Raw genomic sequence first — 26,141 nt, 5'->3', positions numbered from 1 at the left:
GCCCGGCCGGTCAGAAGGCAAACACCGCTGCGCGGGCAAAACCGGGCAGCAGCGGCGCGGCCATTTCGATGAAGGCGAGGCCAGCGGGCTCGCCGCCCGGCGTCAACGGCCCGACATAGGCGCGGCCGACGCCCGCCTGCCGCAACACGGCCGCGATGCGGCCACCGGGCGCCAATTGCGCCGCGATGGCTGGCGGCACGGTTTCGATGCTGCCTTCGAACAGGATCAGATCATAGGGCGCCGCCGCCGCCCAGCCTTCGGGGAGCGGGCCGGTCACGCTGGCCACGCCGGCCGCGGCCGCCATGGCGACCAGGCCGGCATCGCTTTCCAGCGCGGTCACTGCCGCGCCGATCCGCGCCAGGATTGCGGCGGAATAACCACTGGCACTGCCCACCACCAGCACGCGCTGCCCCGGTTGCACCGCGGCGTGCTGCAACAGCAGTGCCAGCGCCAGCGGCGCGAGCAGGTGGCGGCCACGCGCCACTTCCTGGGCGGCGTCGGCATAGGCGAGGTCAGCCAGCCCGGCCGGCAGGAAGGGTTCGCGCGGGATCTCGGCGAAGGCGGCGAGTACCGCGGCGTCGGTGACCGCCACGGTCTTCAACTGCGTGTCCACCATGGTCTGGCGCTGAGCAGCGGAGCCGATTGTTGTCATGGCGCTGTCTTTGCCTCGCGGCGACGCGGTGCGCAATGCTGATGTTGCGGGCAGGTGGCATCGCAGCGTGCGCCAGCGAATCCTGATTGCCCATCAGGGCCCGGCTTGCTAGGGACGGCGTCCACTTAGAGGCCCGATGGCGGAGTGGTGACGTAACGGACTGCAAATCCGTGCACCCGGGTTCGATTCCCGGTCGGGCCTCCAAATCATGCCGGCTGGCGCAGACCGCCGGGCACTGTGCGATCAAGCTTCAACCGCGACAGGGCGTTGCGACACGCAGGCGAAAGGCCGGCCGATGCGGGCCTGCGACGCCATGTCCAGCCGGAATAGGCCGGCAAAACGCCATTTTTTGGCCTTTTATCGCAATCGCTTGGATCAATACGTCATTTCCCCCGCAGCGTTGCGGCGCATCTTCGTCTTTCCGGGCCCGTCTGATCGCGCTGGCATTGGCGCCAGCACAATGGGGGTTGCAGATATGCGTGATGTTCGTCGCTTTGCCCGGCGTGGGGCAAGTTCATTCGCCGTGATGGCTGCGGCGTTGGCGGCAACGCCGGCGCTTGCCCAGGCGGCGCCTGCCCGTCCGGCCACGCTGGCCGCTGCATCGGCCACCAACGCCGCGGAAACGGAGATGCCGGCGGAAATGGTCGTCACCGGATCGCGCATCGTGCGCGACGGCTCCAGCGCCGCGGTGCCGACCACGGTGGTGACCGCCGAAGACATTGCCCAGCGCAATCCCATCAACATTGCCGATTATGTCAACCAGCTGCCGGCCATCGGCCAAGGCCAGTCGCCGCGCGCAACCACCTTGTTTGTCAATGCCAACGGTGGTGCCAACCAGATCAACGCGCGCGGCCTGGGCATCAACCGCACGCTGGTGCTGCTCGATGGCCGCCGCGTGGTCGGTTCGGGCCTGCTGCCAGCGGTGGACATCAACATGCTGCCGCAGAACCTCGTCAAGCGCGTCGATGTGGTGACTGGCGGTGCATCGGCCGCCTATGGTTCGGATGCGGTGGCCGGCGTGGTCAACTTCATCCTCGATACTGGTTTCACAGGGGTGAAAGGCCAGATCAACTATGGCATCACCGATCGCAGCGATGGCGCTGTCATCAGCGGTGATCTGGCCTTTGGCAGCGCCTTTGCCGGCGGCCGCGGCCATATCCTGATCAGCGGCAACTATGCCAAGAGCGACAGCATCCAGATGTCGGACAAGCCGCGCAGCTGGTTCCAGCCGGGCCTGGGCATCCTGCAGAATCCGGACTGGACGGCGACCAATGGCCAACCCGGCCGCATCGTGCGCAACGATATCGGCTTTACCAGCACGCCGGGTGGCGTGATTGTCGGCGGCCCGTTGGCCGGCACCACATTCCTGCCCGGCGGCACCACGGGTCAGTTCCTGTTCGGCCCGACGGCGTTGACCCAGGGTTCGATTCAGGCGGGCGGCACGGTCCAGGGGCAGAATATCCGCGGCGCCTTGCTGCCTGATCTGGAATATTGGAGCCTTTATGGCCGCGTCAGCTATGAGGTGACGGACAATGTCACCGCCATCGTGGAGGCCAGCTATGGCGGCAACGACACGGTGAACTGGTCGGCCATCTACAACCGCCAGGGCACCGGCGCCACCGGTGCGCTGACCATTCAGCGCGACAACCCGTTCCTGCCGACGGCCGTGCGCAATTCGATGACGATGCAGGGCATCACCTCGTTCCGCATGAATCGCCTGTTCTATGACATGGTGAATCGCCCGGACGAAGAAATCGGTCTGGCCGGCTACAACCGCCGTCAGGGCCGGCTGCTGGTGGCGCTGGAAGGCAAGTTTGCCGACAGTGGCAAATGGCGCGCCTATTATCAGGGTGGCCGCAGCCAGGTGTGGTACACGCGCGACAACAATGTGATCATCGATCGCTTCAACCAGGCGGTGGATGTGATCGGCAACCCTGCGGTTGGCGGCGTGCCCGGGGTTGCCACTGGCGCGCCGGTGTGCCGCTCCACGGTCACGGCCAACAGCAATGGCTGTCTGCCGATGAACGTGTTCGGCGAGGGTTCGCTCGGCTCGGCGTCGATCGCCTGGCTGACCGGCGAATCCGATGGCTTCCGCACGCGGCAGGATCTGGACATCGCCCTCGATGTCTATGCGATCGACGCGCAATACAGCCCGTTTTCAACCTGGGCCGGCCCGGTGTCGTTCGCGGCCGGCTTTGAATATCGGGATGAATCCTTCAATGCCACGTCTGACGCGGTTTCGCAGGCGCGGCGCTGGAACGTCGGCAACTTCCAGCCCGGCGGTGCCGGTTACAATGTGAAGGAATTTTTTGGCGAAGTGCTGTTGCCGCTGCTGAAGGATTCGGCCGTTGGCGACCTGGAACTGAACGGCGCCGTGCGCCGCACCGATTATTCGACCAGCGGCGCCGTGACGACCTGGAAGGTGGGCGGTGCCTATCGCTTTGGCGATCTGCGGCTGCGCGCCACCCGTTCGCGTGACATCCGGGCGCCCAACCTGAATGATCTGTTTGCGCCGCAAAGCCAGTTCGTGAACCAGTTCCTCGATCGCAGCCTGCCGAACAGCCCGCAGGTGCAGTTCATCACGCTTTCGGGCGGCAACCCGCAGCTGACGCCGGAAATCGCCGACACCTGGACGGTGGGCGGCGCCTATCAGCCGGGCTGGCTGCCTGGCCTGACCGCCACGATCGATTGGTACAAGATCGACATCAAGGATGCGATCTTCGGGGTCGGCGGCCAGCTGCTGCTCGATCTCTGCTATGGCTTCAACCGCCCGGCCAGCCCGGCGGCCTGCCAGTCGATCGTGCCCGTGGCGGGCAGCACCGGCCTGACCGGCGCCACCCTGCTCACCGGCGGCATCAACGCCCAGAATGTGGCGGTGGAAGGCATTGATTACGAGATCAGCTATCGCGCCCAGCTCAGCAACATCTCGGAAAAGCTGCCCGGCTCGATCAGCCTGCGGATGCTGGCATCGCAGCGCTTGAAGGATCAGACCCGTTTGCCGGGTGATAACACCCCGCCTGATCTGGGCACGCCGGGCAGCCTGAAGTGGCGCGGCTTTGGTTCGGCCACCTATTCGGTTGGCGCCAGCCGCACGACGGTGACCGCGCGTTATCTCGCCCCGGCCGTGGTTACCAACGTGCCGGCGCTGGAACGCAACGGCCTGGCCGCAGACGTCAACCGCATCCCGGCGGTGTGGTATTGGGAATTGTCGCAGAATTTCGACGTGAAGATCGCCGGCAAGCCGGTGACATTCTTTGCCGTCGTGGAAAATCTGTTCGACAAGGATCCGCCACCGGTGCCGGGTGTCGGCTTCGGCTCGTCGCCGGTCTATGATCTGCTGGGCCGCAGCTATCGTCTGGGTCTGCGCTTCAAGATGTAAGTGCTTGGCGAGCTGTGCCAAATAAAAGCCCCGCGTCGGAACGTCCGGCGCGGGGCTTTTTGCGGGTTCAGGCCGGCTGGTGGCTATTGCGCAGGGCGCACCGCGCGGCCGCCGAAGCTGACGATGCTTTCGGCGCCGCCGGCCGACAGCGAAGACACGCCGACGAAATGATCATCGACATTGATGTCCTTCAGCACGGTTTGTGTGGTCCCGGCCGGCACATCGCGCTGTTCGGTCCAATCCTGCGTGTCGTTCCGGCGCCAATGCACGCGATAGCCGGCGGCGCCGGGCACCGCCGCCCACAGCACCTTGGTGTCGCTGCCCACCGCGCCCTGCAAGGCCACATCGGCCGGGGCTGCCGGGGCGGATGCCAGCCGCGCGATGGCGGCCACGTTGATCGCGGTTACCGCGGCCAGATAGGGGAAATCCATCTTGTCCACGGTATCGCCATATTCGATGCCATTGGCGGTGCGCAGATCCTGGTGCTGCTGGTTGTAATTCTCGATCCCCACCGTGAAGCGCACCGCCGGGAAGCCCAGCCGCAGGAAGGGTTCATGATCGCCGCCGCGCCCGAAACGATCCGGCCGGCGATCGACAAACACATCGATGCCGCCCTTGATGCCGGTTGCCACATGGTCGATCGCCTTGGCCAGCGCGCGGCTGGGGCCGTCATCCTCGCCGCCATTGCCGCGGCGCAGCGCCTGTTCCGCCTGGGTTTCCGAAATGCGGATGCCTTCGGAAAATACCCGCACGCGATCGGCGACGCGGCTGCCATTCTGGCCGACCGTGTTGCCGACGATATCGTTGTTGAGCACGGCGCTCACCACCCAGCCGCGCGCCTTGGCGGTTTCGGCCAGCAACGTGCCGCCGAGCAGGCCCTGTTCCTCGCCCGACAGCGCGGCATAGATGATGGTGGCGTCGAATGTCTGTTTCGAAAGCAGCCGCGCTGCTTCGATCACCAGCGCCACACCGGACGCATCGTCGTTGGCGCCCGGCGCATCGCTGGTGGCGTTCATCGGATCGGAAACCCGGCTGTCGATATGGCCCTGCACAATCACCACGCGGTTCGGATCGCGGCCCGGCTGAATGCCCAGCACATCGACCACCCTGGCGCCATTTGGCGACCGATCATTGGTGAACAGGCGTTCCAGCGTCGAAACCGTGATGCAGCCGCCGCAGCCGGCGCCGATCTTCGTTATCTCGGCGGCATACCAGCGCCGCGCGGCGCCAATGCCGCGAGTCGGGTGGTCCGCGTCTGAAAGGGTGTGGCGGGTGCCGAAACTCACCAGTTTTTCGACATCGGCCTTCAAACGGGTCGCGTCGGGGGCGGTTTGCGCCAGAGCAGCGGCAGGCAACAGGCTGGCCAGCAGGCCAATTCGGATCAGGCGGGCAATCATTCGGTATCTTTCGTGTTGGTGTGGTGGGGATTGGTGTTTGTTCATGACGGCACCGCCAGCTTGCGATCGGCATAGCTGGAGCGCCATTCGGCCAGATCGGCCAGCATGATGGCTGCGGCTTCTTCAAGTGCGCGGGCGGCAAGACTGGGGGCAAGGCCGTCGCGGCGCAGCAGTTCGGCCACGCGCGCCAGCCGTTCGGCCGTGGCCTGTGACCGCCGCGCCACGCCGGCAAAATCGCCGGCACCGCGCAGGCCGAACAGGGCACTGCCCAACGTGGGCAGGGCGGCGCCGAGCAGGCTGAGTTCCAAGCTGAACGGTTTGACCGCCGCATAAGCGAACAACAGTCCGGCCAGCGTGCCAACACCCACCAGTCCGGTGAGGATCAGCAGGGTCTCACCGCTGGTGTGCAGCCGGTGATCCAGTCGGTGCATGCGGTGATGCACGATATGGTGATAGGCGATCTGGCCATCCAGTTCATGTGCGACGATATGGCGGGTCAGGGCGGTGAAGGCAGCACTGTCGGCCGGCGCGGGCGGCCGCGGCAGGCCCTGCCAGATCGCCAGCGCATACCAGTCGGTCCAACGGCGTGGGCCGACAAGATCATGCCCCGGCGGGCTGGCGGCGCCCAACAGGCGCAGGCTGCGCTGCAGCCGCAGGGTTTCCGCGAGATAACGGTAATCCAGCCAGCGCCGGTGCCATTCCTGCCGGTTGCCGATGCTGGTGTTCAGCACCACCAAGCCCACCACCAGCAATTCGAGGATCAGCAGCGGAATCTTGTACCCCGGCAGCAACCCGGCGAGCAGAGCCAGGATCACCGCCACGGCAGCCCCCATGAAGTTGAAGACCATGCCGCTGCGGAAAATATGGGCATAATGGGTCGCAAGGCCATCGGCCCAGGCAAAGGCGGCCTCCAACCGATCATGCCCGGTGGCTGGCACCCCGGCATCGACACAGCCTTGCGCGTGGCCGGCCCAATCTTCGCGGTTGGCATGCAGATACGGCGCCGCCTTCAGGAAGCCGCGCTTCAACGCCTGCACGCCGGTTGCCGCCAGCAGCAGCGGCCATTCCGCCCGCCAGCGCCGCACATGTTCGGTTTCGGCCAGATAGGCATCCAGTTCACTGGCCGGCAGCGGCGGGGTGAGCAGCACCGCCAGCACCCGTGCCAGCGCCCGATCATCCAGCATCGCCGCCGGCACAGTATCCAACCGCAGCCGTTCGGGCGGCACGGCATCCAGCCCGGCCCACAACAGTTCCGGCACGCCGCCATCGCTGGGCACATGCACCACCGGCACGCCGCGCCGCACCGCTTCGGCCACCACCGCCGCCGTGCCGCCGGGCCCGCGTTCCGGTTCGCCATCCCACACGGCGATCAGCAGATCGCAGCCGGCAACCGTGACGTCGCTGGCCAGCACATAGGCCTTATCGCCCTGTGCCGTGTCGGCTGGAACCTGCCAGACATGATCGGCCCGATCCAGCAGGGCCGACAGGCTGGCCTGATCAGCAGGCGCCATGGTCTGGGCATAGACGCCGCGCGGGAATGGCAACACCACTTGCAGGGCATAGCCTTGGGCCAGCGCGGCCCGCGCGGCGATCTGGTCAGCCCCGGCGGCCAGGCCGGAGATCAGCGACAGGCGCGGTGGATCATCGGCAAAATGATTCCGATGCAGGGCGGCAATCGCGGTCACATCGGCCCGCACGCGCGCCAGTAGCGCCCCGATGGCCGCCGCCAATGCCGGTTCCACCACCGGATCCAGCACGCGGTGCCCGGTGATGGCCACGGTGAGCGCCAATTGCGGGCGCGGCGGGTGCGCGTCGGTCATGCCCTGCCCCTGCGGCGCTGCTGCCGGCCGTTACCGGTCAGCCTCTGGCTGTAACATCGCATGCCGCCCACCCCGATTGCCGCAGCCGGATTGCGCCGGCATACGGCAATTTGGGTAAAGACCGGGCCAGCAAGTTGCAACCAGGCAGCAGCGAATCAGGCCGCGGGCACGCCGGTGCGGGGCCGCTGCCGGCGCTGCATGGCGCCAATCAGGCCAAAGCCGGTGATCAGCATCAGCCAGCTTGCCGGTTCGGGAACGGCAGCCACCAAATCCACCGGTGGCAGCCAATCAAAGGTGGCGGGCGGGGCCGGATCGGGCAGGGCCGGCGCCGGATCTGCGTCAATGTCCACCACGTCCGCCATGGAATAGGTCGTGGCGTCGAAGCGGCGGCCGATCAGCAACTGGTCGTTCGTGGCCGGCACATTGAAGGCCCCGCCATCGAAAAAGGCCGCCGCGTTGAACGGTGAGGAACTGCCATCGTTGCGCGGATCGCCAAAGGCCACCTGCACGCCTTCGCAACCCAGAAGGGTAGCGCAGAAGCCATTGACGATGTTGATCCGGGTGAAGTTGTAATAATGGACATAATGGGTGTCGCCCGCGGCGATCGGCGCCAGCTCAAGGCTGAGCGGCGTGGCACCCCATTCAAAGGCGACGCGATCCCCCAGGGACGAGACGTAGGAGGAGAAGCCGGTGAACGGCCGGCTGTCCGATGTCACGATGCTGTTGGGTTGCGGACCGGTGTGATCCAGGGTGCCGCTGGCCTGATAAAGATCGGTGCGGGTGCCAAGGGTGGGATGGTTGGCGAACTGCCGCACGTGAAACAGAAACTTCACTTCGGAATCGGTGTTCTGGCCCTGGAACCCGATGAAGCCGGGCGTGATCAGCGAATCAAGCCGCAACAAGGCGGTGGAAGCGCTGTTGTTGGTGATCGCGATCGTCAGGTCGGTCGCCATTTCGACAAAGCCTTGGCCCTGCGTGTAGATATTGTGCAGGAAGAAGAAGCTGCCGCCCGCGCCGAGCCTTGTATCAAGCTGTGCGCCCAGCCGCCGATTGCCGCCTTCGAAGCTCAGTTCCTTGGTGTTCACATTGTCGAAGGTTTCGCCTTCCACCGGGGAATCATAGGTGAAGTAACTGACAGTGCTCGACATTGTCAGCACTTCGCTGATGTCTGGCGCCGCCGCCGCAGGCAGGGCAGCCAGCCCTGAAACCATGGCAAAGCCGATGATCGTCCGTGTCATGCGCATTCATCATTCCCCCGAATTTGCTCACATGCCTGCATTGGCCCGGCTGCCCTGCCACTTGGTTACGCAAGAAAACCATCACTGGCCATATGGTTAATTGGCGTATCGAACGAAATTTCTGCCGCCGGCGCCCGGGTGCCGCCCCTGGCAGCGCCACTGCGGGCTGGATCAGCCTGTCGGCAGGGCGTCGCACTGGCGCTGCGCATCCGTCACCACGGCCGGTGCGGCCTTGATGCGGCGATCGAGGGCGATTGCGGCCTGGCAATTGGCCTTTGCCTCGGCGCCGCGCCCGCCGCGCGCCAGCACGCGGGCCTTCAGCAACAGCAGTTCCGCCTGATCGGGATCATCCGGGCCATATTCGGCGTCATAGATGCGCTTGGCCTCGGCCACACGGGCAAGTGCGTCCGCCATGCGGCCGCGCTGGTTTTCGGCTTCGGCCATGTAGAACAAGGCATCGCCAACCGCAGCATTGCCTGGCCCGTACAGGCGGGAATAGATCCCCTTTGCCCGGTCAAGAGCAGCAAGCGCCGCTTCGCCGGCGCCGGCAGCGGTTTCGATCCGCCCCTGAAGGATCAACGTGTCGGCCAGGAACGGATGATCCCCCTCAAGCACGCGGGCATAGATGCGGTTTGCCACAGCGATGCGCTGCTGCGCTTCGGGCAGGTCACCGGCTTCGAAGGCAGCATAGGCGCGGTTCTTGGTGGCAGTGGCGGTCTTCTGGTGATTGCGGCCATAAAGGCTGATGTTGAGCGCTTCGGCAGCGGCAAAATCCCTGGCCGCGCCGGCGGAATCGCGCATTTTCATGCGGGCGCGAGCGGTGTCGGTGAAGGCATCGGCACGATCAGCGCGGTGGTCGCCGGGCAGCGCCTGGTAGGCCGCCGCCGCCGAACCCAGTTCGCGCACGGCCAGGGCATAATCGCCGGCCTGATGCGCCAGCAGGCCGCGGTGCTCCAACAGCATGGCATCGAGCAGCGGGCCATCGGCACTGTCCCGATCAAACGCGGCCGATGCTGCTGCAATCAGGCGCGCCGCCTTGTCAGTGTCTGCCGCGCGTATGGCGGCACTTGCCAGTTTCAGCAGCACCTTGGCGCGTTCCGGGCTCCTTGCCGGCAGGCGGGTGAGCGCCCGTTCCAGATCGGCGACCGCCTCCTTGGGCAGGCCGAGATTGTAGTAAATCGCCCCGGTGGTGGCCAGCAGGCGCGCGCTGACCAGCGGTTCTTCGGGCAGTTCCACCGCCGCGCGTTTGCTGGCACGTTCGAGGATGGTCAGCGCGGTGATGGAGCGCGGATTTTCGGTGGCCGGGTTGGCGATTTCGAAGGTGCCGATCAGGAAATCCAGGCTGCGCGTGGCGACCAGTTGCTGGCGCACGGCTTCGGCGCGCTGGAGATTGGCATAGATAGCCAGCCCAATGGTGACCAACGCGATGCCGAGCGAACCGGCGGTGATGGCCAGCAACTGGCGCTGGCGGCGGGCAGCGTCGCGCTGCGCCAACTGGTCCAGTTTCAACCCGGTAATGCCGGCAATCAACTTGAGCAGCGCCAGCCGCTTGCCATCCTTGCCGTCGCGCAGATCGGCGGCGATCGGTTCGGCCGGCACATCCGACAGGCTGCCGTCGACGGCCAGCTTGAAGCGGAGCGCAGGCGGGAAACATTCGCGCTCGTCGCCGGCATAGGGCTCGCCGCCGATGATCAGCGGCAGCACCCGGGCTTCGCCATGGGCGCGCTTGAAGGCGAGGATTTCCTCGTTCACCCAGACCGACCTGGCCGAACGCGGGCTGCACAGCACGATCTGGAAACGCGCGGCGGCCAGCGCAGCGCGCAATTCGCCGCCCAGATCGGCGCTGGCCGGCAACTCGTCGCGGTCGCGGAATACCGGCGGCAACCGCGCCGGCACCGGCCCGAACGGCGAAGCCTGGCCGATCAGCCCGCGCGGCAGGCGATAGGATTCCAGCGCCTTGTGCAACCAGCGCGCCACTGGCGTATCGGCGTGGCTGTAACTGATGAAGGCGCTGTAGCGTTCGGCCATGATCTCAGTTCGGATTGTCCCGCACGTGCCGCTCCAGGTCGTCGAAAAACCGCTCCAGATTGTGCAGCACCATCATCTTGAATTCGTAGTTCACGTCCGGCGAGGTGCTTTCGATGATCGGGCTTTCATCGACCTTTTCGGTGTAGGCCTTGGCGATGGTCTGCACATAGTCGCCGGTCAGGCTGATCTCGCCCATCTTGTCGAGGATGCGCAGCTGCACGATCATGATCTGACGCACCAGCATTTCCAGCGCCGTGATGCGCGACACGGTGGCGACCGCATCCAGCTCGACCGAGTCGTCCTCTTCCATCATCGCAACATGCCCGGCTTTTGCGGCAGCGCAAAGTCTGTTGCCGACCCGCTCGCCTTGCGGCAGTGCAGCAACATGGCTCGCACGCTTCACGCCGCAATCGAAACCTTCCCCGTGCGCGGCAGCTTCACCATCGCGCGCGGCGCCAAGACGCACGTTGATGTCGTGGTGGCCACGGTGCGCGACGGCGCCCATGTCGGCCGCGGCGAGGGCACCGCCATCTATTACACCGGCGACAGTGCCGAAGCCGCGCTGGCGGCGCTGAACGGCATCGGCGCTGCCATTGGCGATCTCGCCCGCGCCGATCTGCTGGCGCTGCTGCCGGCCGGCGCGGCGCGCAATGCGCTCGATTGCGCGCTGTGGGATCTGGAAGCCAAGCAGGCCGGCCAGCGGGTCTGGCAGATGCTGGGCTTGCCCAGCCCGCGGCCGATGCTGACGGCCTATACGATCAGCCTGGCCGATGCCGCCACCATGGCAGCGGCGGCCACGACGGCGCGCGGGCGTGAATTGCTCAAGGTCAAGCTGGGCGGCAGCGACGGCCCCGATGGCGATATCGAACGCCTGACCGCCGTGCGCCGCGCCGCGCCCGATGCCCGGTTGATCGTGGATGCCAACGAAGCCTGGGGCGGCACCGATATCGAACGCACCTGCGCGCGACTGGCCAAGCTGGATGTGGAGCTGGTCGAACAACCAGTGCCGGCCGGGCGCGATGCCGATCTGGATGGCGTGCGCGCTGCCGTGCCGCTGGCCGCCGACGAAAGCTGCCACACCCGCGCCAGCCTGGATGCCATCGTCGGCCGTTACCGCTTCATCAACATCAAGCTCGACAAAGCCGGCGGCCTGACCGAGGCGCTGGCGCTGCGCCATGCCGCAGCCACGCGCGGGCTGGGCGTGATGACCGGCTGCATGCTGTGCACGTCGCTGGCCATTGCGCCGGCTTTCCATGTCGCCATGCAGGGCGCCTATGCCGATCTTGATGGGCCGCTGCTGATTCACGACCGCCCGCATGGCCTGCGCTTTGAAGGCAGCGATGTGTGGCCACCCGACGCAGCACTGTGGGGCTGAACCGATGGTCATTTCCCCCATCCGCGCCTATTGTCAGCGCGCATGATCCGTCCTGATGCCATTGCCAACCGCCGCGCGGTGATCGATCGCCGCGCGCTGGCCGATAGCCTGAACCAGGGGCTGGCGCGGTGTGCGGATTTTGCGGCGCGGCGGCAGTTGCTGGCCGATACGCTGCGCGGCGCGTTGCTGGCTGGCCGCGCCGAAATCGCCGAGCGGCTGGAGGCCCATCCGGGGCGCGGCCTCGAACTGGCGGCGGCGCAAAGTTTCCTTACCGATCAGCTGTTGCGCCTGGCGTGCGACACGGTGGTCGGCAGCCTGTATCCGCTGGCCAATCCCACCCAATCCGAACGGCTGGCGATCGCTGCGGTGGGCGGCTATGGCCGCGGCCAGATGGCGCCGTTTTCCGATGTGGACATCGTGCTCATCACCCCCTGGAAACAGACGCCGTGGGGGGAACAGGTCATCGAAACCCTGCTCTATCTGTTGTGGGATCTGGGCCTGAAAGTCGGCAACGCCACGCGCAGCCTGGATGATGTGGTGCGCATGGCACGCGCCGACATGACCATCCGCACCGCCTTTCTGGAAGCGCGCTTCGTGTGGGGCGATCAGGCGCTGTTCACCGAGGCGACCACGCGCTTCCGCCGCGAGGTCGTCGCCGGCACGGCGCGGGCGTTCGTGGCCGAAAAGCTCGCCGAGCGCGAAGCCCGCCACAAGCGCATGGGTGACAGCCGCTATGTCGTCGAACCCAATCTGAAGGAAGGCAAGGGCGGCCTGCGCGATCTGCACGCGCTGTTCTGGATTGGCCGTTACCTGCACGAGGTGGATGGCGTCATCGAACTGGTGGACAAAGGGCTGCTGACGGCGGCCGAATTCCGCCAGTTCCGCCGCGCCGAAAGCTTCCTGTGGTCGGTGCGCTTCATGCTGCACCATGTGACCGGCCGCGCCGAAGAACGCCTCGCCTTTGATGTGCAGCGCGAACTGGCCGGGCGGCTGCGCTATGCCTCGCGCGAACGCATGAGCGCGGTCGAACGCTTCATGCGCCATTATTTCCTGATGGCCAAAACCGTCGGCGATCTGACCGGCCTGTTCCTTGCCCACCTTGATGAATCGACGGCGCGCCTGGCCTGGCTGCCGTCGCTGACCCGCCGGCCGGGCCGTTTGAAGGGCTTCACCCTGCGGCGCGGCCAGATCGGGCTGCCGGCCGATGATTTCTTCCGCGCCGATCCGGTGCGCCTGCTGGAGATGTTCGCGCTGGCCGACAGTGAGGGCCTGCCCATCCACCCGGTGGCCATGCGCACCGCGGCGCGCGATGCCGGGCTGATCGATGATCGCGTGCGCCGCGACAAGACCGCCAATGCGCTGTTCCTTGGGGTGCTCACCAGTCCGCGCGATCCCGAAACCGTGCTGCGGTGGATGAACGAAGCCGGCGTGTTTGGCCGTTTCGTGCCGGATTTCGGCCGGGTCGTGGCCCAGATGCAGTATGACATGTACCATCATTATACGGTGGACGAACACACGATCCGCGCCATCGGGCTGGTGGCGAAAATCGAACGTGGCGAGCTGAAGGACGATCACAGCCTTTCGAGCGCCATCATCCACCAGTTGAACGATCGCCGGGTGCTGCATGTCGCGGTGCTGCTGCATGATATCGCCAAGGGCCGCAGTGGGGATCACAGCATCCTGGGCGCCGAAGTGGCGCGGCGCCTGTGCCCGCGCTTTGGCCTGACCCCGGCTGAAACCGAAACCGTTGCCTGGCTGGTGGAATTTCACCTGTTGATGAGCCGCACCGCCTTCAAGCGCGACCTGAGTGATTTCAAGACCATCCTGGATTTTGCCGCGGCTGTCGCCAGCCCGGAACGGCTGCGGTTGCTGCTGCTGCTGACGGTCGTTGATATCCGCGCCGTGGGCCCGGGCGTGTGGAACGGTTGGAAGGCGCAATTGCTGCGCGATCTGTATGAAAGCGCCGAGGAAGTGCTGCGCCTGGGCCACAAACAATCCGGCCGCGCCGAGCGCATTGCGGCGCGGCAGGGCGGGCTGAAGGCGGCGCTGGATTGGCCGGAAGCGCGCTTTGCCGCCCATGCCCGTCGCCTGCCAGACAGTTACTGGATCGCCGAAGCCCACGATGTGCTGGTCGCCAATGCCGCACTGGTGGCCGGGGCCGATGACGGGGGTGCGGAGAATGCGGCCCCACTGGAAATCGCCTGCGCGCCCGACGCGGCGACTGGCACCACGCTGGTTTCGGTTTATGCCACCGATCACCCCGGCCTGTTCTATCGCATTGCCGGCGCGATTTCCTTGGCCGGCGGCAATATCTTCGACGCGCGCATCCACACCACCCGCGATGGCATGGCGATCGACAATTTCGTCGTGCTCGACCCGCTGGGCCAGCCCTTTGCCGAAGCCTCGCAGCTGGCGCGGCTGAAACGCTGCATCGAGGATGTGCTCACCGGCCGCATCCGCCTGGCCGACCGGCTGGCGGCGCGGCCGCTGGCCCGGCGCAAGGCGGAATTGTTCGGCGTGGAACCGCGCGTGCTGATCGATAACAAGGCGAGCAATCGCTATACGGTGATCGAGGTCAACGCTGCCGATCGCCCGGCATTGTTGTTCAGCCTGACCAACGGCCTGTTCCAGAACCGCCTGACCATCCACAGCGCCCACATCGCCACCTATGGCGAAAAGGCGACGGATACGTTCTATGTCACCGATCTGACCGGCGCGAAGATCGACAGCCCCGCCCGCCTGAAACAACTCGAAAAGCGTCTGCTCGCCCTGGCCGGCGGCGCCCCGCCGCGCGTCGAGGCGCTGGCCGAGGCGGCGGAATAGGCGGTTTCAGTCCAGCTTGGGCGCCTCGGCACTGTTCGGCGCATCCTGCAGCCCGCCCGACCAGGCAAAATACACCGACACCATCGCCGCCACCGCCAGCAGCAGCGAGATCGCCAGCACATAACGCACATTGTGCCCAACCACCCCGCCGCGCGCCTTCACGGTGGAGATGACTTCGGGTTTTTCGGGGGTAGGCTGGGTTTCAGTCATATCAGGCACAACGGGCAGCGGTCGCACTGGTTCCGTTCAGCTGTTTTGCGCGCCCGATTGCCCATGACATCAGCAGAAGCTGCTGTTACGCTGGTTGGTGGATCGGGAACAAAAACGATAGCGGGGTTCTCATATCCGAATGGAAATCCAAAAATCCGAACCAGTCGGTGAAGGCAGAATCGTGCAATCGCCGTCGATAGCGGCGGATTTGCGAGAGGCGTTACGGGCGGCAACGTCTGTCGTTCATCAACGGCTCCATGGCCATGACGGCTTTGCCGCGGTCCAGGCCGGAACCATTGACCGCAAGGCCTACCGACAATTGTTGAGCCGGCTTTATGGCTTTTACCGCCCGTTCGAGGCCGCGGCACGGTTGGCGCCGGAGCGGACGCGGTGGTTGGAACATGATCTCGATGCTTTGGGAGTTTGCGCAGCGTCACGCGATACGCTGCCGCGCTGCGCTGCGTTCCCGCCGCGCTTGTCTGCGGATCATGTTCTGGGCGCGCGTTATGTCGTCGAAGGTTCGGCCCTTGGCGGGCGCGGCATGGCGCGTCAGCTCGATGCCCTGCTCGGCCCAGGGGTGACGGCCGGGCGTCAATTTTTCAGCGGACATGGCGCCGAGACCGGTTCGGCGTGGCGTGACTATCTCGCACTGCTGGCGCTGGTGCCAAGGCCGGTGCCGCAGTGCGGCGCCATCATCGATGGCGCGAATGCGACCTTCGCGACATTTGAACATTGGCTTGCTGGATGGAACATTGATCATGACTGATGCCATCCTTGATCGTGACCAGATCGATCTGACGAACTGCGACCGCGAACCCATCCATATTCCGGGCGCAATCCTGCCGCATGGCGCGATGCTGGTGCTCGAATGCGGTACGCTGCGGGTCCTCCAAGCCGCGGGCAACACGGCGGAACTGCTCGGGCGGCCGCTGGACGAGTTGCTCGACCGGTCGGTCAGCGGCCTGTTTTCTGTTACCCAGATGAATCTGCTGCAGGCGTTGAGCCAGGAGGTCAACCTTGCCAAGCCGCGTCATTTCCTCGACCCTGTTCTGCGCGTTGCCAGCGATCATCCGCTCGATGCCAGCGTCCACCGGATCGACAATGTCCTGGTCGTCGAGTTCGAAGCGGCCGAAATGACCGATGCGTTCGTCACTGACCCGCTGGCGGCCGTGCAGCACATGGTCGAGAACTTCAGTTCCGCCGCCTCGCTGAACGATCTGTGCCAGATGGCGACGGCGAGCGTGCGCCGCGTCGCGCAATATGATCGGGTGATGATCTACCGCTTCATGGCCGATGGTTCGGGCTGGGTGATTGCCGAAAGCCGATTGCCCGAACTCGCGCCGTTCCTCGATCTCCATTATCCCGCCGCCGATATCCCGCAGCAGGCGCGCGCGCTGTATCTCAGAAGCTGGCTGCGGCTCATCACGCAGGTCGATTACGATCCCGCGCCGCTGAAGCCGACGCTGAACCCGCGCACCGGCAAGCCGCTCGACATGAGCCATGCCATCCTGCGGGACGTCTCGCCGATCCACCGCGAATATCTGCGCAACATGGGCATCGACGCATCGATGTCGATCTCGATCATCGTTGGCGGCAAGCTGTGGGGCCTGATCGCCTGCCACCACAACAGCCCGCGCATCTTGCCGCGCCATCTGCGCGCGGTTTGTGAATTGTTCGGGTCGATTTTCTCGCTGCAGCTCGAGGCGCGCGAAAACAGCGAGCAGTTCCAGGCCCGGCTTGCCAGTCGCAAGATCCTGCAGGAATTGATGCTCAATCTCGCCGGGATCGAGGATTATGCCCATGGCCTGACGCAGCAGACGCCGAACCTGCTCGATTTCATCCATGGCGGCGACGTTGCGCTCGATGGCTCGCGCCGGGGCGGCGTTGCCGTGAGTGTCGAGGGCGAAGTGACCTTTCTCGGCACGACGCCGACCCGCCCGCAGATCCTCGCGCTGACCGCGTGGCTGACATCGTACATGATCGAGACCGAGGGCGTATTTTCCACCGATCGGTTGAGCGAAATCTACGCGCCGGCCAAGGCCTTCACCGAATTCGCATCGGGATTGCTGGTGATCGCCGTCTCGCGCGATCCATCCGATTTCATCCTCTGGTTCCGCCCTGAACTGGTCGAAACGGCGTTGTGGGCCGGCGATCCGGCCAAACCGGTGACGGTCAGTGCCGATGGCAGCGACAAGCTGTCACCGCGCAAATCGTTCGAGGTGTGGAAGCATACGGTGCGCAACCGGGCGCTGCCGTGGTCGACGGCGGAACTCGATTCCGCGTTCGATCTGCGGGTTTCGCTGCTGCAGGTTGTGCTGCGCCGGATCGAGGCCGCGTCCCGCGAACGCGCGAAGGCCCACGAGCGCGACAAGCTGCTGATGGCGGAACTCGACCACCGGGTGAAGAATACCCTGGCGAATATCCAGGCGCTGGTCACCCAATCCAGCCGCAGCGCCGAATCGGTGACGGCATTCGTGGACGGGCTCGACAAGCGCATCCAATCGATGGCGAAAGCCCACAGCCTGTTGACCCAAAGCCGGTGGGAGGGCGTTTCGGTTGACGAAATGCTGCGCGAGGAGCTGGAAGCCTACGGACCGGCATCAGGTGTCGTTTCCCTGGCCGGGGATGATGCCGTCCTCACGCCGAAATCGGCGTTGGCGCTGTCGCTCGCGGTGCATGAACTTGCCACCAATGCTGCGAAATACGGCGCCTTCTCGGTTGCGACCGGCCATGTTGTGGTCAAATGGCAGATCCGCGCCGATGGCGGGCTTGGTCTGTCGTGGACGGAAACCGGGGGGCCACCGGTCACGCCGCCGACCCATCGCGGCTTTGGATCAACCCTGATCGAACGGGCGCTGACGCTGGAAACCGGCGGGCGCGCCACGATCGACTACCGGCCGGGTGGCGTCGTTTGCGAGATCGTCCTGCCACAGGCGTCGCTTGTCACGCTCAGCGTCAAGCCGGTTGCCAGGTCCGAGCCCTTGGAAATCATCATCCCGCAAGAAACGATGCCGGCATTGCCCCGGCTGCTGGTCGTTGAGGATAGCTATCTGCTGCTGCTGCCGCTCGAGCTCATGTGCGAAACCCTTGGGTGGCAGATCGTCGGGCCTGCCGTGCGGCTCGACCAGGCCTTGGAGATGGCGCGGACAGAGACGTTCGATGCTGCCTTGCTCGACGTCAATCTCAATGGGGAAATGGCATGGGACGTTGCTGATGTGCTCAAGGCCCGGGGCATCCCGTTCGCCTTCAGCACAGGCTATGATCAGACCGACATGCTGCCGGCTCACCTTGTCGGCACCCCGGTGTTCGCCAAGCCGTATCGGATCGCCTATATCGAGAAACAGCTTCGCCAGATGATGACAGCAGGGGCCAAGCCAGCGGTTTAAGGCACGCTCACCGCCCGGCCCGCACCTGCGCAAATCCGTCCGCTTGCCAGCCCGCCCGCGCACCGCCTATGCGGATGGGCGACGGAGGATGCGATGACCAAGACGCCAAAAAATCCTGGGGTGAATGATTGGGCCACGATGGCCGCCAAGGAAGTGAAAGGCGCCAATCTCGATTGGCCGACGCCGGAAGGCTTCACCGTCAAGCCGCTCTATACCGCTGCCGATACCGAAGGCTGGGACCCGGGCCTGCCGGGGTTCGCGCCGTTCACCCGCGGGGTGCGCGCATCCATGTACGCCGGGCGGCCGTGGACGGTCAGGCAATATGCCGGCTTCTCGACTGCCGAGGAGAGCAACGCCTTCTATCGCCGCAACCTCGCCGCCGGGCAAAAGGGGCTTTCGGTCGCCTTCGATCTGGCCACCCACCGCGGTTATGATTCGGATCACCCGCGCGTGTCGGGCGATGTCGGCAAGGCCGGCGTGGCGATCGACACGGTGGAGGACATGAAGATATTGTTCGACGGTATCCCGCTCGATCAGATGTCGGTTTCGATGACGATGAACGGCGCGGTGATCCCCTGCCTGGCCTTTTTCATCGTGGCGGCGGAAGAAGCCGGCGTGCCCCAGGCCAAGCTGGACGGCACCATCCAGAACGACATCCTCAAGGAGTTCATGGTCCGCAACACCTATATCTATCCGCCGGAACCATCGATGCGGATCGTGGCCGACATCATCAGCTACACCGCGCGCAACATGCCGAAATTCAACAGCATTTCGATTTCCGGCTATCATATGCACGAGGCCGGAGCGACCGCGTTGCAGGAACTGGCCTTCACCCTGGCCGATGGCATGGAATATGTCCGCGCCGCACAGAAACAGGGCCTGGATGTCGATGAATTTGCCGGGCGGCTGAGCTTCTTTTTCGCCATCGGCATGAATTTCTTCATGGAAGTCGCCAAGCTGCGGGCCGCCCGCACGCTGTGGGCGCGCATCATGACGAATTTCGGCGCCAAGGACCCACGCAGCCTGATGCTGCGCACGCATTGCCAGACCAGTGGTGTGTCCTTGCAGGAGCAGGACCCGTACAACAATGTGATCCGCACCACGATCGAGGCGCTGGCCGCCGCGCTGGGTGGCACGCAAAGCCTGCACACCAATGCGCTGGATGAAGCCATTGCGCTGCCCACCGATTTTTCGGCGCGCATCGCCCGCAATACCCAGATCGTGCTGCAGGAAGAAACCGGCATCACCAAGGTCGTCGATCCGCTGGGCGGCAGTTACTATGTCGAGGCGCTGACCAAGCAGCTGGTGGATGAGGCACAGGCAATCATCGACAAGATCGAAGGCCTGGGCGGCATGACGCAAGCCGTCGCCACCGGCCTGCCCAAGCTCGAGATCGAAGCCGCCGCCGCTGCCAAGCAGGCCGGCATCGACATGGGCGAGACGGTGATCGTTGGCGTCAACAAATACAAGCCAGCGACCACCGACGAATTCCCGGTGCTGGATGTGGACAATGTCGCGGTGCGCGCCAGCCAGATCACCCGCATCGAAGCGGTAAAGGCGGCGCGCGATCCGGCCCGCGTGGATGCGGCCTTGAAGGCCTTGCGTGATGGCGCGGCCGGCAGTGGCAATGTGTTGGCGCTGGCCATCGAATGTGCCCGCGCTCGCGCCACGCTGGGTGAAATCAGCGCCGCCATGGAGGACGTGTTCGGCCGCCACGTCGCGGTGGTGAAGATGGTGAAGGGCGTCTATGCCGACGCCTACAAGGCCGATCCCGCCTATGCGCGCGTGGCCGAAGGCGTGGAATCGTTCGAACGCCGCACGGGGCGCAAACCGCGCGTGCTGATCGTGAAGATGGGACAGGACGGCCATGATCGCGGCGCCAAGGTGGTCGGCACCGCGCTTGCCGATCTCGGCTTTGATGCCACGGTGGGCCCACTGTTCCAGACGCCGCAGGAAGCCCGCGAACTGGCGCTGAAGCTTGATGTCGATCTCGTCGCTGCCTCCAGCCTCGCCGCCGGCCACAAGACTCTGGTGCCGGCGCTGATCGACGAGCTGAAATCGGTGGGCCGCGGCGATATCAAGGTGATCGCCGGCGGCGTGATCCCGGCGCAGGATTATGATTTCCTGAAAAACGTTGGCACCGTGGCCATCTTCGGCCCCGGCACCAACATCGTCGAGGCGGCCGCCGAACTGCTGCGCCTGCTGGGCCACAATCTGCCGCCGCTGAACGAAGCAGCGGAATAAGCTCGGCTTGCCGCAACGCGTACACCCTGCCACCATCTGGCAAGGAGGGCGCAGCCATGAATGTCGAACCAACCGGGCAGGCCTGCGGCGCCCATGTGACCGGCCTCGATCTGTCGGCGCCACTGGACGCCGGCACGGTCGCGGCCATCCGTGCCGCGTGGCTCGCCCATCATGTGCTGGTCTTCCCCGATCAGCGCCTGACGGATGATGATCTGGAACGCTTCACCCTGGCCATGGGCGGATTCGGCGAAGATCCGTTCATCGCGCCGATCCCGGGCCGCCGGCATATCATCGCGGTGGCCCGCACCGCCGATGAGACTGCGCCGATCTTTGCGGAAAACTGGCATACCGATTGGAGCTTTCAGGCCCGCCCGCCGGCTGGCACCTGCCTTTATGGCATCACCATTCCGCCAATCGGCGGCGACACGCTGTTTGCCAACCAGCATCTGGCGCTGGACGCGATGCCAGCCGATCTGCGCGCGCGCATCGACGGGCTGGTGGCCATCCACAGCGCGCAGAAGGCCTATGCCCCCGATGGCTTCTATGGCGCTGGTGATAAGGGCCGCTCCATGGACATCCGCCCATCGGAAACCGCGCGCGCGACCCAAGCGCATCCGTTCATCCGCAATCACCCGGAAACCGGCCGCCCCGGCCTGTTCAGCTGCCTGGGCTATATCATCGGCTTCGAAGGCATGGCTGATGCCGACGCGCTGCCGCTGCTGGCCGAACTCTATCACTGGCAGGGGCAGGAACGATTCCAGTATCGCCACAAATGGCAGCCGAACATGCTGGTGATGTGGGACAATCGCAGCGTGCTGCACGCCGCCACCGGCGGTTACCAGGGTCATGCCCGCCGCCTGCACCGCACCACCATCGCGGCGGCGTAATCACCGGCACTGCTTGAGACCGCCGTCACCGGCACTGCTTGAGACCGCCGTCACCGGCGGGGCACCCGCCCCCTGATCTGGTCAAACCCGGCCTTGATCGCCGCGAACCGCGCGTCCACGCCCATTTCGAAATCATTGTCGGTGAAGATATAGGCCCAATCCTTCTGGATGGCTTCCACCACCAGTTCGCCGACATAGAGCGGATCGACGCCGTTGGTGATGGCGTGGGCGAACATCGCCGCCATGTCAGCCGGCACGGCGGCCGGATCGGGCAGGGCGACTTGCCCGGCCAGCCGCTCGGGGATGGCGCGGGCGCTTTCCATGATGCGGGTGCGCACGAAACCGGGGCACAGCACCGACACGCCGATGCCGCGCGCCGCCAGTTTCGGCCGCAACCCTTCCGACAGCGCGACAACACCATATTTGGTGACATTATATCCGGGCGCCACCGCCGCCACCAGGCCGGCCATCGATGCGGTGGAAACGATATGGCCGCCCTCACCCCCCGCCTTGATGCTCGATTCGATCAGCGGCCCGAAGATTTCAAAGCCCCACACCACGCTCATCAGGTTGACGCCGATCACCCAATCCCAGCCGGCATCGTTCCAGCCGCCATAATCGCCGCCGCCGCCCACCCCAGCATTGTTGATCACGATATGCACCTGGCCAAAGCGTTGGATGCAGGCATCCGCCGCGGCCTGGATTTCGGCCTTCAACGACACATCGGCGCGGATGCCCGCCACATCGGCATTGGTTGCCGCCAGCCGGGCCACTTCGCGGGCCAGCGCCTCGCCATCGATGTCGGCCATCATCACCTTCACGCCCGATTGTGCCAGCGCCTCGGCAATGCCGAGCCCGATGCCCGAAGCGGCGCCCGTGACGAAGGCCACTTTGCCGGCCAGCTGCTGCATGTTCATTCCTCCTGAAAGCCGGGCGATCCTGACGCACGCGCGGCCGGCTGCAAACTGTCAGAAGCAGGCGGCTTGGCGGCCGGCGCACTTCATGTTATAACGCAGGTTATACAGATCGGGAGCAATGACATGCAGCAGTTGAAGATCACCGCCATCGGCAACAGCGCCGGCATCATCCTGCCCAAGGAACTGCTGGCCCGGCTGGGTGTGGAGAAGGGTGACAGTGTCGAGCTGCACGATGATGGCCAAGGCGGCCTGCGCATCGTCAAGTCCGACAATGAATATGCAGCGGCCATGGCAGCCGGGTTGGATTGTTTTGAGCGCTATCCGCAGACCATGGCCGATCTGGCGAAGTGACCGGTCATGACCAATATCGTCCTGCCACCCTTGCAGGCGCTGCTCGATCTGCAGCGCCAGTCGATCGATCGTTTCGGCGGCAGCCACGGCGTCCGGGATCCGGGCGGCGTTGAAGCTGCGCTGGCTCGCGCCGGGCAATTGATCGCCTATGGCGGCGATGCCGTGACCTTGTTCGACGTCGCCGCTGCAATTGGCCATTCGATCTGCAAGAATCGCCACCCGTTTGTGGACGGCAACAAGCGTGCTGCCTGGTTCACCATGTTCGTGACCTTGCGCCTGAATGAATTTTACCTCGACGCGCGCGAAGCGGATGCCACCGATATTGTGCGTGCCATCGCAGAAGGCTCGCGCAGCGAAGCTGATCTGGCGACATTTTTGGCAGTCAACGCCCGGCAACTGTGACTATGGCGCAGTATCATTGCGCCGCGTCGCTCATATCCGCACTTGAGCGCAGGGGCCGGGACGCTTAGGCTTGGCGACATGTTCATCCGCATCACCGACAGCGTCTCCGTCGCGCCGCAGATCTCGCCCGAAGCGGTTGCCGATGCGGCGGCGCAGGGCTTTCGCACCATCGTCAACAACCGTCCCGATGGCGAAAGCCATGATCAGCCGGCCGGTGCCGAAATTGCCGCGGCCTGTGCGGCGGCCGGCCTGGCCTATGTTGCCATCCCCATCGATCACACCGGGTTCAGCCTGGAACAGGTGACGGCCATGACCGACGCACTGCAGCATGGCCCGGTGTTGGCCTATTGCCGGTCGGGCACGCGCAGCTGCAATTTGTGGGCACTGGCGGCGGCTGCCCAGGGCGAGGCGCCGGATGCGATCATCGCCGCGGCGCAGGCTGGCGGCTATGATGTCGCCGGCCTGGCGCCGCTGTTCCGGCAGTTGGCGGGAAATCGGTGAACCAGATCGACATGCTGCTGTTCTCGGTGATCGGCGTCGCGCTGCTGATCGGGCTGGCGCGGCTGCTCGGCTTTGCCCGCCGCGCGGGCCTGGTCGATGCCGGGCTGGCCGAGCGGCTGGTGGCCGATGCGCTGCCGGGCTTTCGCGCCTGCGACGTGGCGGTCAGCCGCGATGGCGCCGGGGCGCTGGTGGCCGGGCATGATGGCCGCGTCGCGCTGGTGCGCCCGCTGGGCGATCGCTTTGTTGTCAGGCCGCTTTCCCACCCCCTGGTGGCGCGGGCGGGCACGGTGCTGCGCGTGCGGCCGGTTGAGCCGATGTTCCCCGAAACCGCGCTCGATCTGGGTGAAGGCGCGGCCAGCGCTTGGGCGGCGCGCCTGTGATCGAACAATGGGTGTCCGTCGATCCGGTGGCCTTCGCCATCCCGGTGTTCGTCGCGCTGATCATCATCGAACTGATCGGCGTGCGGCTGGGCTGGAACGGCGATTATGATTGGCGCGATACCGGCACCAGCCTGGCGATGGGGCTGGGCAGCACCATCGCCGGCGCGGTTCTGGGCGGCGCCGTGGCCGGCATCGCCATCTGGGTATGGCAGCATCGCCTGATCGACGTGCCGATTGCCTGGTGGAGCCTGGCGCTGTGTTTTGTGCTCGATGATCTGGGCTATTATGTCTTCCACCGTTCGGCGCACCGGGTGCGCTGGTTCTGGGCAAGCCACGTCATCCACCATTCGTCGCAGCATTATAATCTGTCCACGGCGCTGCGGCAGACCTGGACCGGGGTGTTCAGCCTGGGCTTCATCTTCCGGCTGCCGTTGCTGCTGATCGGCTTCCCGCCGGCGCTGGTGATCTTTTGCGGCGGGGTGAACCTGATCTATCAGTTCTGGATTCACACCGAACTGGTCGGCCGCATGCCGCGCTGGTTCGAAGCGGTGATGAACACGCCGTCCCACCACCGCGCCCACCATGGCACCAATCCGCGCTATCTCGATCGCAATTTTGCCGGGGTGTTCATCATCTGGGATCGGATGTTCGGCACGTTCGAAGCCGAACGCGCCGATGATCCGCCGCGTTATGGCATCATCCGCAATCTCGCCACCTTCAATCCGCTGTGGGTGGCGGTGCACGAATGGCTGGGCATTGCCCGCGATCTGGCCGGCGCACGCAGCCTGAAAACCGCGTGGACGGCGATCGCGGCACCGCCGGGCAGCTTGTCGGGTGAAACCGCCGACATGCTGCGGGCAAGCTGGCAGGCCGGCGGTGCAGCGGCAGCGCCGCAGGAACAGGCCGGCGCTGCCGTTCCGGCCGAATGATCAGCCGCCGCCAGATCGTCGCCGGCGCTGGCGCGCTCGCCGTGGCGGGCGTGACCGGCCGGGCCTGGCAGCAGGGGCTGCTCGGTGGCAGTCAACCGGCGCTGGCGGCATGGGATGATTGGCGCAGCCAGCGCCAGGCCGGCGCGCTGCGGCTGGTCGGCGGCGCCGTGCTCGCTGCCAGCCCGCACAATACGCAGCCCTGGGCATTCGCGGTCGGACGGCTGGGCGTCGATATCTTCGAAGTGCCGCGCCGCGCGCTCGGCACCATGGACCCGTTCGGGCGGGAACGCCTCGCCGGGCTGGGCGGGGCCATCCACAATATGGCGCTGGCCTCCACCGCCATTGGCCGCGCGGCACGGGTGCGGTTGTTGCCCGATCCGCAAAACCCGTTGCATGTGGCGCGGGTGCTGCTGGGGCCGGATAACAGCGGGCCGGCACCGCACCGGCTGGTGCCGTTCATCGGCCGCCGCCATACGCATCGCGGGGCCTGGCACGGCAGCGTGCTGGAAACGGCCAAGGTGCGGGCCTTGCTGGATTTCCCGGCCTTCCCGGATGTGCGGGTGCTGTTGTTCGAAGCCGGGTCCCCCCGCGGGCAACGCTTTGCGAAATTGACCATCGACGCCACCGGGGCGATTGCCGGCGATGCCGCGATGATGGCCGACAGCCACCGCTGGTTTCGCCATGAACGCAGCGTGGCGGATGAGGCGATGGATGGGCTGACGCTGGCGACATCGGGGGTGTCGCCGTGGCTGGCCGCCGCCGGGGCATTGCTGCCGGCGCAATCGGCGGAAAGCGAAGGGCGTTACTGGCTGGCCGCTACGCGCGACACGCATTTGCCCACCGCATCGCTGTTCGGCCTGATCCTCACGCCCGATCCACACGATCGCCGCGCCGCATTGCTGGTGGGCGGCGCGTGGCAGCGGCTGCATCTGAATGCAACCGCGGCCGGCCTGGTGGCGCAACCGCTCAACCAGTTGCCGGAAATGATCGACCGCCAGGTGCAATTGCGCCAGCCGCCAGCCTTTGCCCGCGCGGTCGATGCGCTGCTTGATGATCCGGCCTGGCGCCCCAGTTTCGCGTTTCGTATCGGCACCGCCGATGCCCCGGCCGGGCCAGCGCTGCGCCGTCCGGTCAGCGCTGTGCTTGGCCCGCCGGCACGGCTGGCTTGGGAAGTGGAGCAATGGCGGGCGGCCGGCGGCGCGTTCTGATCGCGCTGCGCCGG

20 protein-coding genes, 1 tRNA gene and 1 pseudogene are annotated in these 26,141 nt (G+C 65.7%); 14 read left to right on the top strand and 8 right to left on the bottom strand.

Going from position 1 to position 26,141, the window contains the following annotated elements:
• Positions 1 to 10: 10 nt before the first annotated feature.
• Positions 11 to 652: a protein-L-isoaspartate O-methyltransferase family protein gene (locus tag AC6UUM_RS14100; RefSeq protein ID WP_500802896.1), complete on the bottom strand. Its 642-nt coding sequence runs from the start codon at positions 650 to 652 to the stop codon at positions 11 to 13.
• Between the two features lie 130 nt (positions 653 to 782).
• Here AC6UUM_RS14100 and AC6UUM_RS14095 point away from each other — a divergent pair.
• Positions 783 to 856 (top strand) — tRNA-Cys (locus tag AC6UUM_RS14095).
• Positions 857 to 1,178: 322 nt separating this feature from the next.
• Positions 1,179 to 4,031, top strand: coding sequence for a TonB-dependent receptor plug domain-containing protein (locus AC6UUM_RS14090; RefSeq protein WP_500802895.1), 2,853 nt, complete (start codon positions 1,179 to 1,181; stop codon positions 4,029 to 4,031).
• Positions 4,032 to 4,114: 83 nt separating this feature from the next.
• On the opposite strand, the gene AC6UUM_RS14085 is transcribed toward AC6UUM_RS14090, so the two are convergent.
• The 5 genes and pseudogenes from AC6UUM_RS14085 to AC6UUM_RS14065 form a co-directional block, all read right to left on the bottom strand.
• Positions 4,115 to 5,428 carry a M28 family peptidase gene (locus tag AC6UUM_RS14085; protein ID WP_500802894.1) on the bottom strand — a complete coding sequence of 438 codons (1,314 nt, stop codon included), beginning with the start codon at positions 5,426 to 5,428 and terminating at the stop codon, positions 4,115 to 4,117.
• Between the two features lie 41 nt (positions 5,429 to 5,469).
• Positions 5,470 to 7,248, bottom strand: a complete 1,779-nt coding sequence (locus AC6UUM_RS14080) for a hypothetical protein (protein ID WP_500802893.1) — start codon at positions 7,246 to 7,248, stop codon at positions 5,470 to 5,472.
• A gap of 155 nt (positions 7,249 to 7,403) precedes the next feature.
• Positions 7,404 to 7,514: pseudogene (locus AC6UUM_RS14075) on the bottom strand (PEPxxWA-CTERM sorting domain-containing protein); the annotation flags it as partial.
• 1,143 nt (positions 7,515 to 8,657) lie between these two features.
• Positions 8,658 to 10,514, bottom strand: coding sequence for a toll/interleukin-1 receptor domain-containing protein (locus AC6UUM_RS14070; RefSeq protein ID WP_500802892.1), 1,857 nt, complete (start codon positions 10,512 to 10,514; stop codon positions 8,658 to 8,660).
• 4 nt (positions 10,515 to 10,518) lie between these two features.
• Positions 10,519 to 10,827, bottom strand: a complete 309-nt coding sequence (locus AC6UUM_RS14065) for a hypothetical protein (RefSeq protein WP_500802891.1) — start codon at positions 10,825 to 10,827, stop codon at positions 10,519 to 10,521.
• A 72-nt stretch (positions 10,828 to 10,899) separates the two neighbouring features.
• On the opposite strand from AC6UUM_RS14065, the gene dgcA reads away from it, so the two are divergent.
• Together dgcA and AC6UUM_RS14055 are read left to right on the top strand one after the other, a co-directional pair.
• The gene (gene dgcA / locus AC6UUM_RS14060; protein ID WP_500802890.1) at positions 10,900 to 11,889 is read left to right on the top strand and encodes an N-acetyl-D-Glu racemase DgcA; all 990 of its coding nucleotides are present in this window, start codon (positions 10,900 to 10,902) and stop codon (positions 11,887 to 11,889) included.
• A 42-nt stretch (positions 11,890 to 11,931) separates the two neighbouring features.
• Positions 11,932 to 14,712, top strand: a complete 2,781-nt coding sequence (locus tag AC6UUM_RS14055) for a [protein-PII] uridylyltransferase (RefSeq protein ID WP_500802889.1) — start codon at positions 11,932 to 11,934, stop codon at positions 14,710 to 14,712.
• A gap of 6 nt (positions 14,713 to 14,718) precedes the next feature.
• Here AC6UUM_RS14055 and AC6UUM_RS14050 read toward each other — a convergent pair whose 3' ends face one another.
• Entirely contained in the window at positions 14,719 to 14,922 is a 204-nt protein-coding gene (locus AC6UUM_RS14050; protein ID WP_500802888.1) for a hypothetical protein, read from the bottom strand.
• 139 nt (positions 14,923 to 15,061) lie between these two features.
• Here AC6UUM_RS14050 and AC6UUM_RS14045 point away from each other — a divergent pair, with 139 nt between their 5' ends.
• The 4 genes from AC6UUM_RS14045 (at position 15,062) to AC6UUM_RS14030 (ending at position 21,439) form a co-directional block, all read left to right on the top strand.
• Complete coding sequence (locus tag AC6UUM_RS14045; RefSeq protein ID WP_500802887.1) at positions 15,062 to 15,688, top strand: biliverdin-producing heme oxygenase; 627 nt, start codon at positions 15,062 to 15,064, stop codon at positions 15,686 to 15,688.
• A complete protein-coding gene (locus AC6UUM_RS14040; RefSeq protein WP_500802886.1) occupies positions 15,681 to 18,308 on the top strand; it encodes an HWE histidine kinase domain-containing protein in 2,628 nt (875 codons plus the stop codon). The genes AC6UUM_RS14045 and AC6UUM_RS14040 overlap by 8 nt, the downstream gene beginning before the upstream one ends.
• 93 nt (positions 18,309 to 18,401) lie before the next feature.
• Entirely contained in the window at positions 18,402 to 20,552 is a 2,151-nt protein-coding gene (scpA, locus tag AC6UUM_RS14035; protein WP_500802885.1) for a methylmalonyl-CoA mutase, read from the top strand.
• Between the two features lie 56 nt (positions 20,553 to 20,608).
• Positions 20,609 to 21,439, top strand: a complete 831-nt coding sequence (locus AC6UUM_RS14030; RefSeq protein ID WP_500802884.1) for a TauD/TfdA dioxygenase family protein — start codon at positions 20,609 to 20,611, stop codon at positions 21,437 to 21,439.
• Between the two features lie 50 nt (positions 21,440 to 21,489).
• On the opposite strand, the gene AC6UUM_RS14025 is transcribed toward AC6UUM_RS14030, so the two are convergent.
• Positions 21,490 to 22,350, bottom strand: a complete 861-nt coding sequence (locus AC6UUM_RS14025; protein ID WP_500802883.1) for an SDR family NAD(P)-dependent oxidoreductase — start codon at positions 22,348 to 22,350, stop codon at positions 21,490 to 21,492.
• A 129-nt stretch (positions 22,351 to 22,479) separates the two neighbouring features.
• On the opposite strand from AC6UUM_RS14025, the gene AC6UUM_RS14020 reads away from it, so the two are divergent.
• The 6 genes from AC6UUM_RS14020 (at position 22,480) to AC6UUM_RS13995 (ending at position 26,127) form a co-directional block, all read left to right on the top strand.
• On the top strand, positions 22,480 to 22,707 hold the full coding sequence (locus AC6UUM_RS14020; RefSeq protein ID WP_500802882.1) for an AbrB/MazE/SpoVT family DNA-binding domain-containing protein: 228 nt from the start codon (positions 22,480 to 22,482) through the stop codon (positions 22,705 to 22,707).
• Between the two features lie 6 nt (positions 22,708 to 22,713).
• Positions 22,714 to 23,109, top strand: coding sequence for a type II toxin-antitoxin system death-on-curing family toxin (locus AC6UUM_RS14015; RefSeq protein WP_500802881.1), 396 nt, complete (start codon positions 22,714 to 22,716; stop codon positions 23,107 to 23,109).
• A gap of 78 nt (positions 23,110 to 23,187) precedes the next feature.
• Positions 23,188 to 23,610, top strand: a complete 423-nt coding sequence (locus AC6UUM_RS14010) for a protein tyrosine phosphatase family protein (RefSeq protein ID WP_500802880.1) — start codon at positions 23,188 to 23,190, stop codon at positions 23,608 to 23,610.
• On the top strand, positions 23,607 to 23,990 hold the full coding sequence (locus AC6UUM_RS14005; protein WP_500802879.1) for a hypothetical protein: 384 nt from the start codon (positions 23,607 to 23,609) through the stop codon (positions 23,988 to 23,990). The genes AC6UUM_RS14010 and AC6UUM_RS14005 overlap by 4 nt, the downstream gene beginning before the upstream one ends.
• Entirely contained in the window at positions 23,972 to 24,919 is a 948-nt protein-coding gene (locus tag AC6UUM_RS14000) for a sterol desaturase family protein (RefSeq protein ID WP_500802878.1), read from the top strand. The genes AC6UUM_RS14005 and AC6UUM_RS14000 overlap by 19 nt, the downstream gene beginning before the upstream one ends.
• A complete protein-coding gene (locus AC6UUM_RS13995; RefSeq protein ID WP_500802877.1) occupies positions 24,916 to 26,127 on the top strand; it encodes a nitroreductase family protein in 1,212 nt (403 codons plus the stop codon). Before AC6UUM_RS14000 ends, AC6UUM_RS13995 begins: the two co-directional genes overlap by 4 nt.
• The last annotated feature ends 14 nt before the right edge of the window (positions 26,128 to 26,141 follow it).

This window comes from Sandarakinorhabdus sp. (assembly GCF_987265915.1).
The sequence above is the reverse complement of the archived record's forward strand: the minus strand, read 5'-3'. Positions and strand labels throughout refer to the sequence as shown.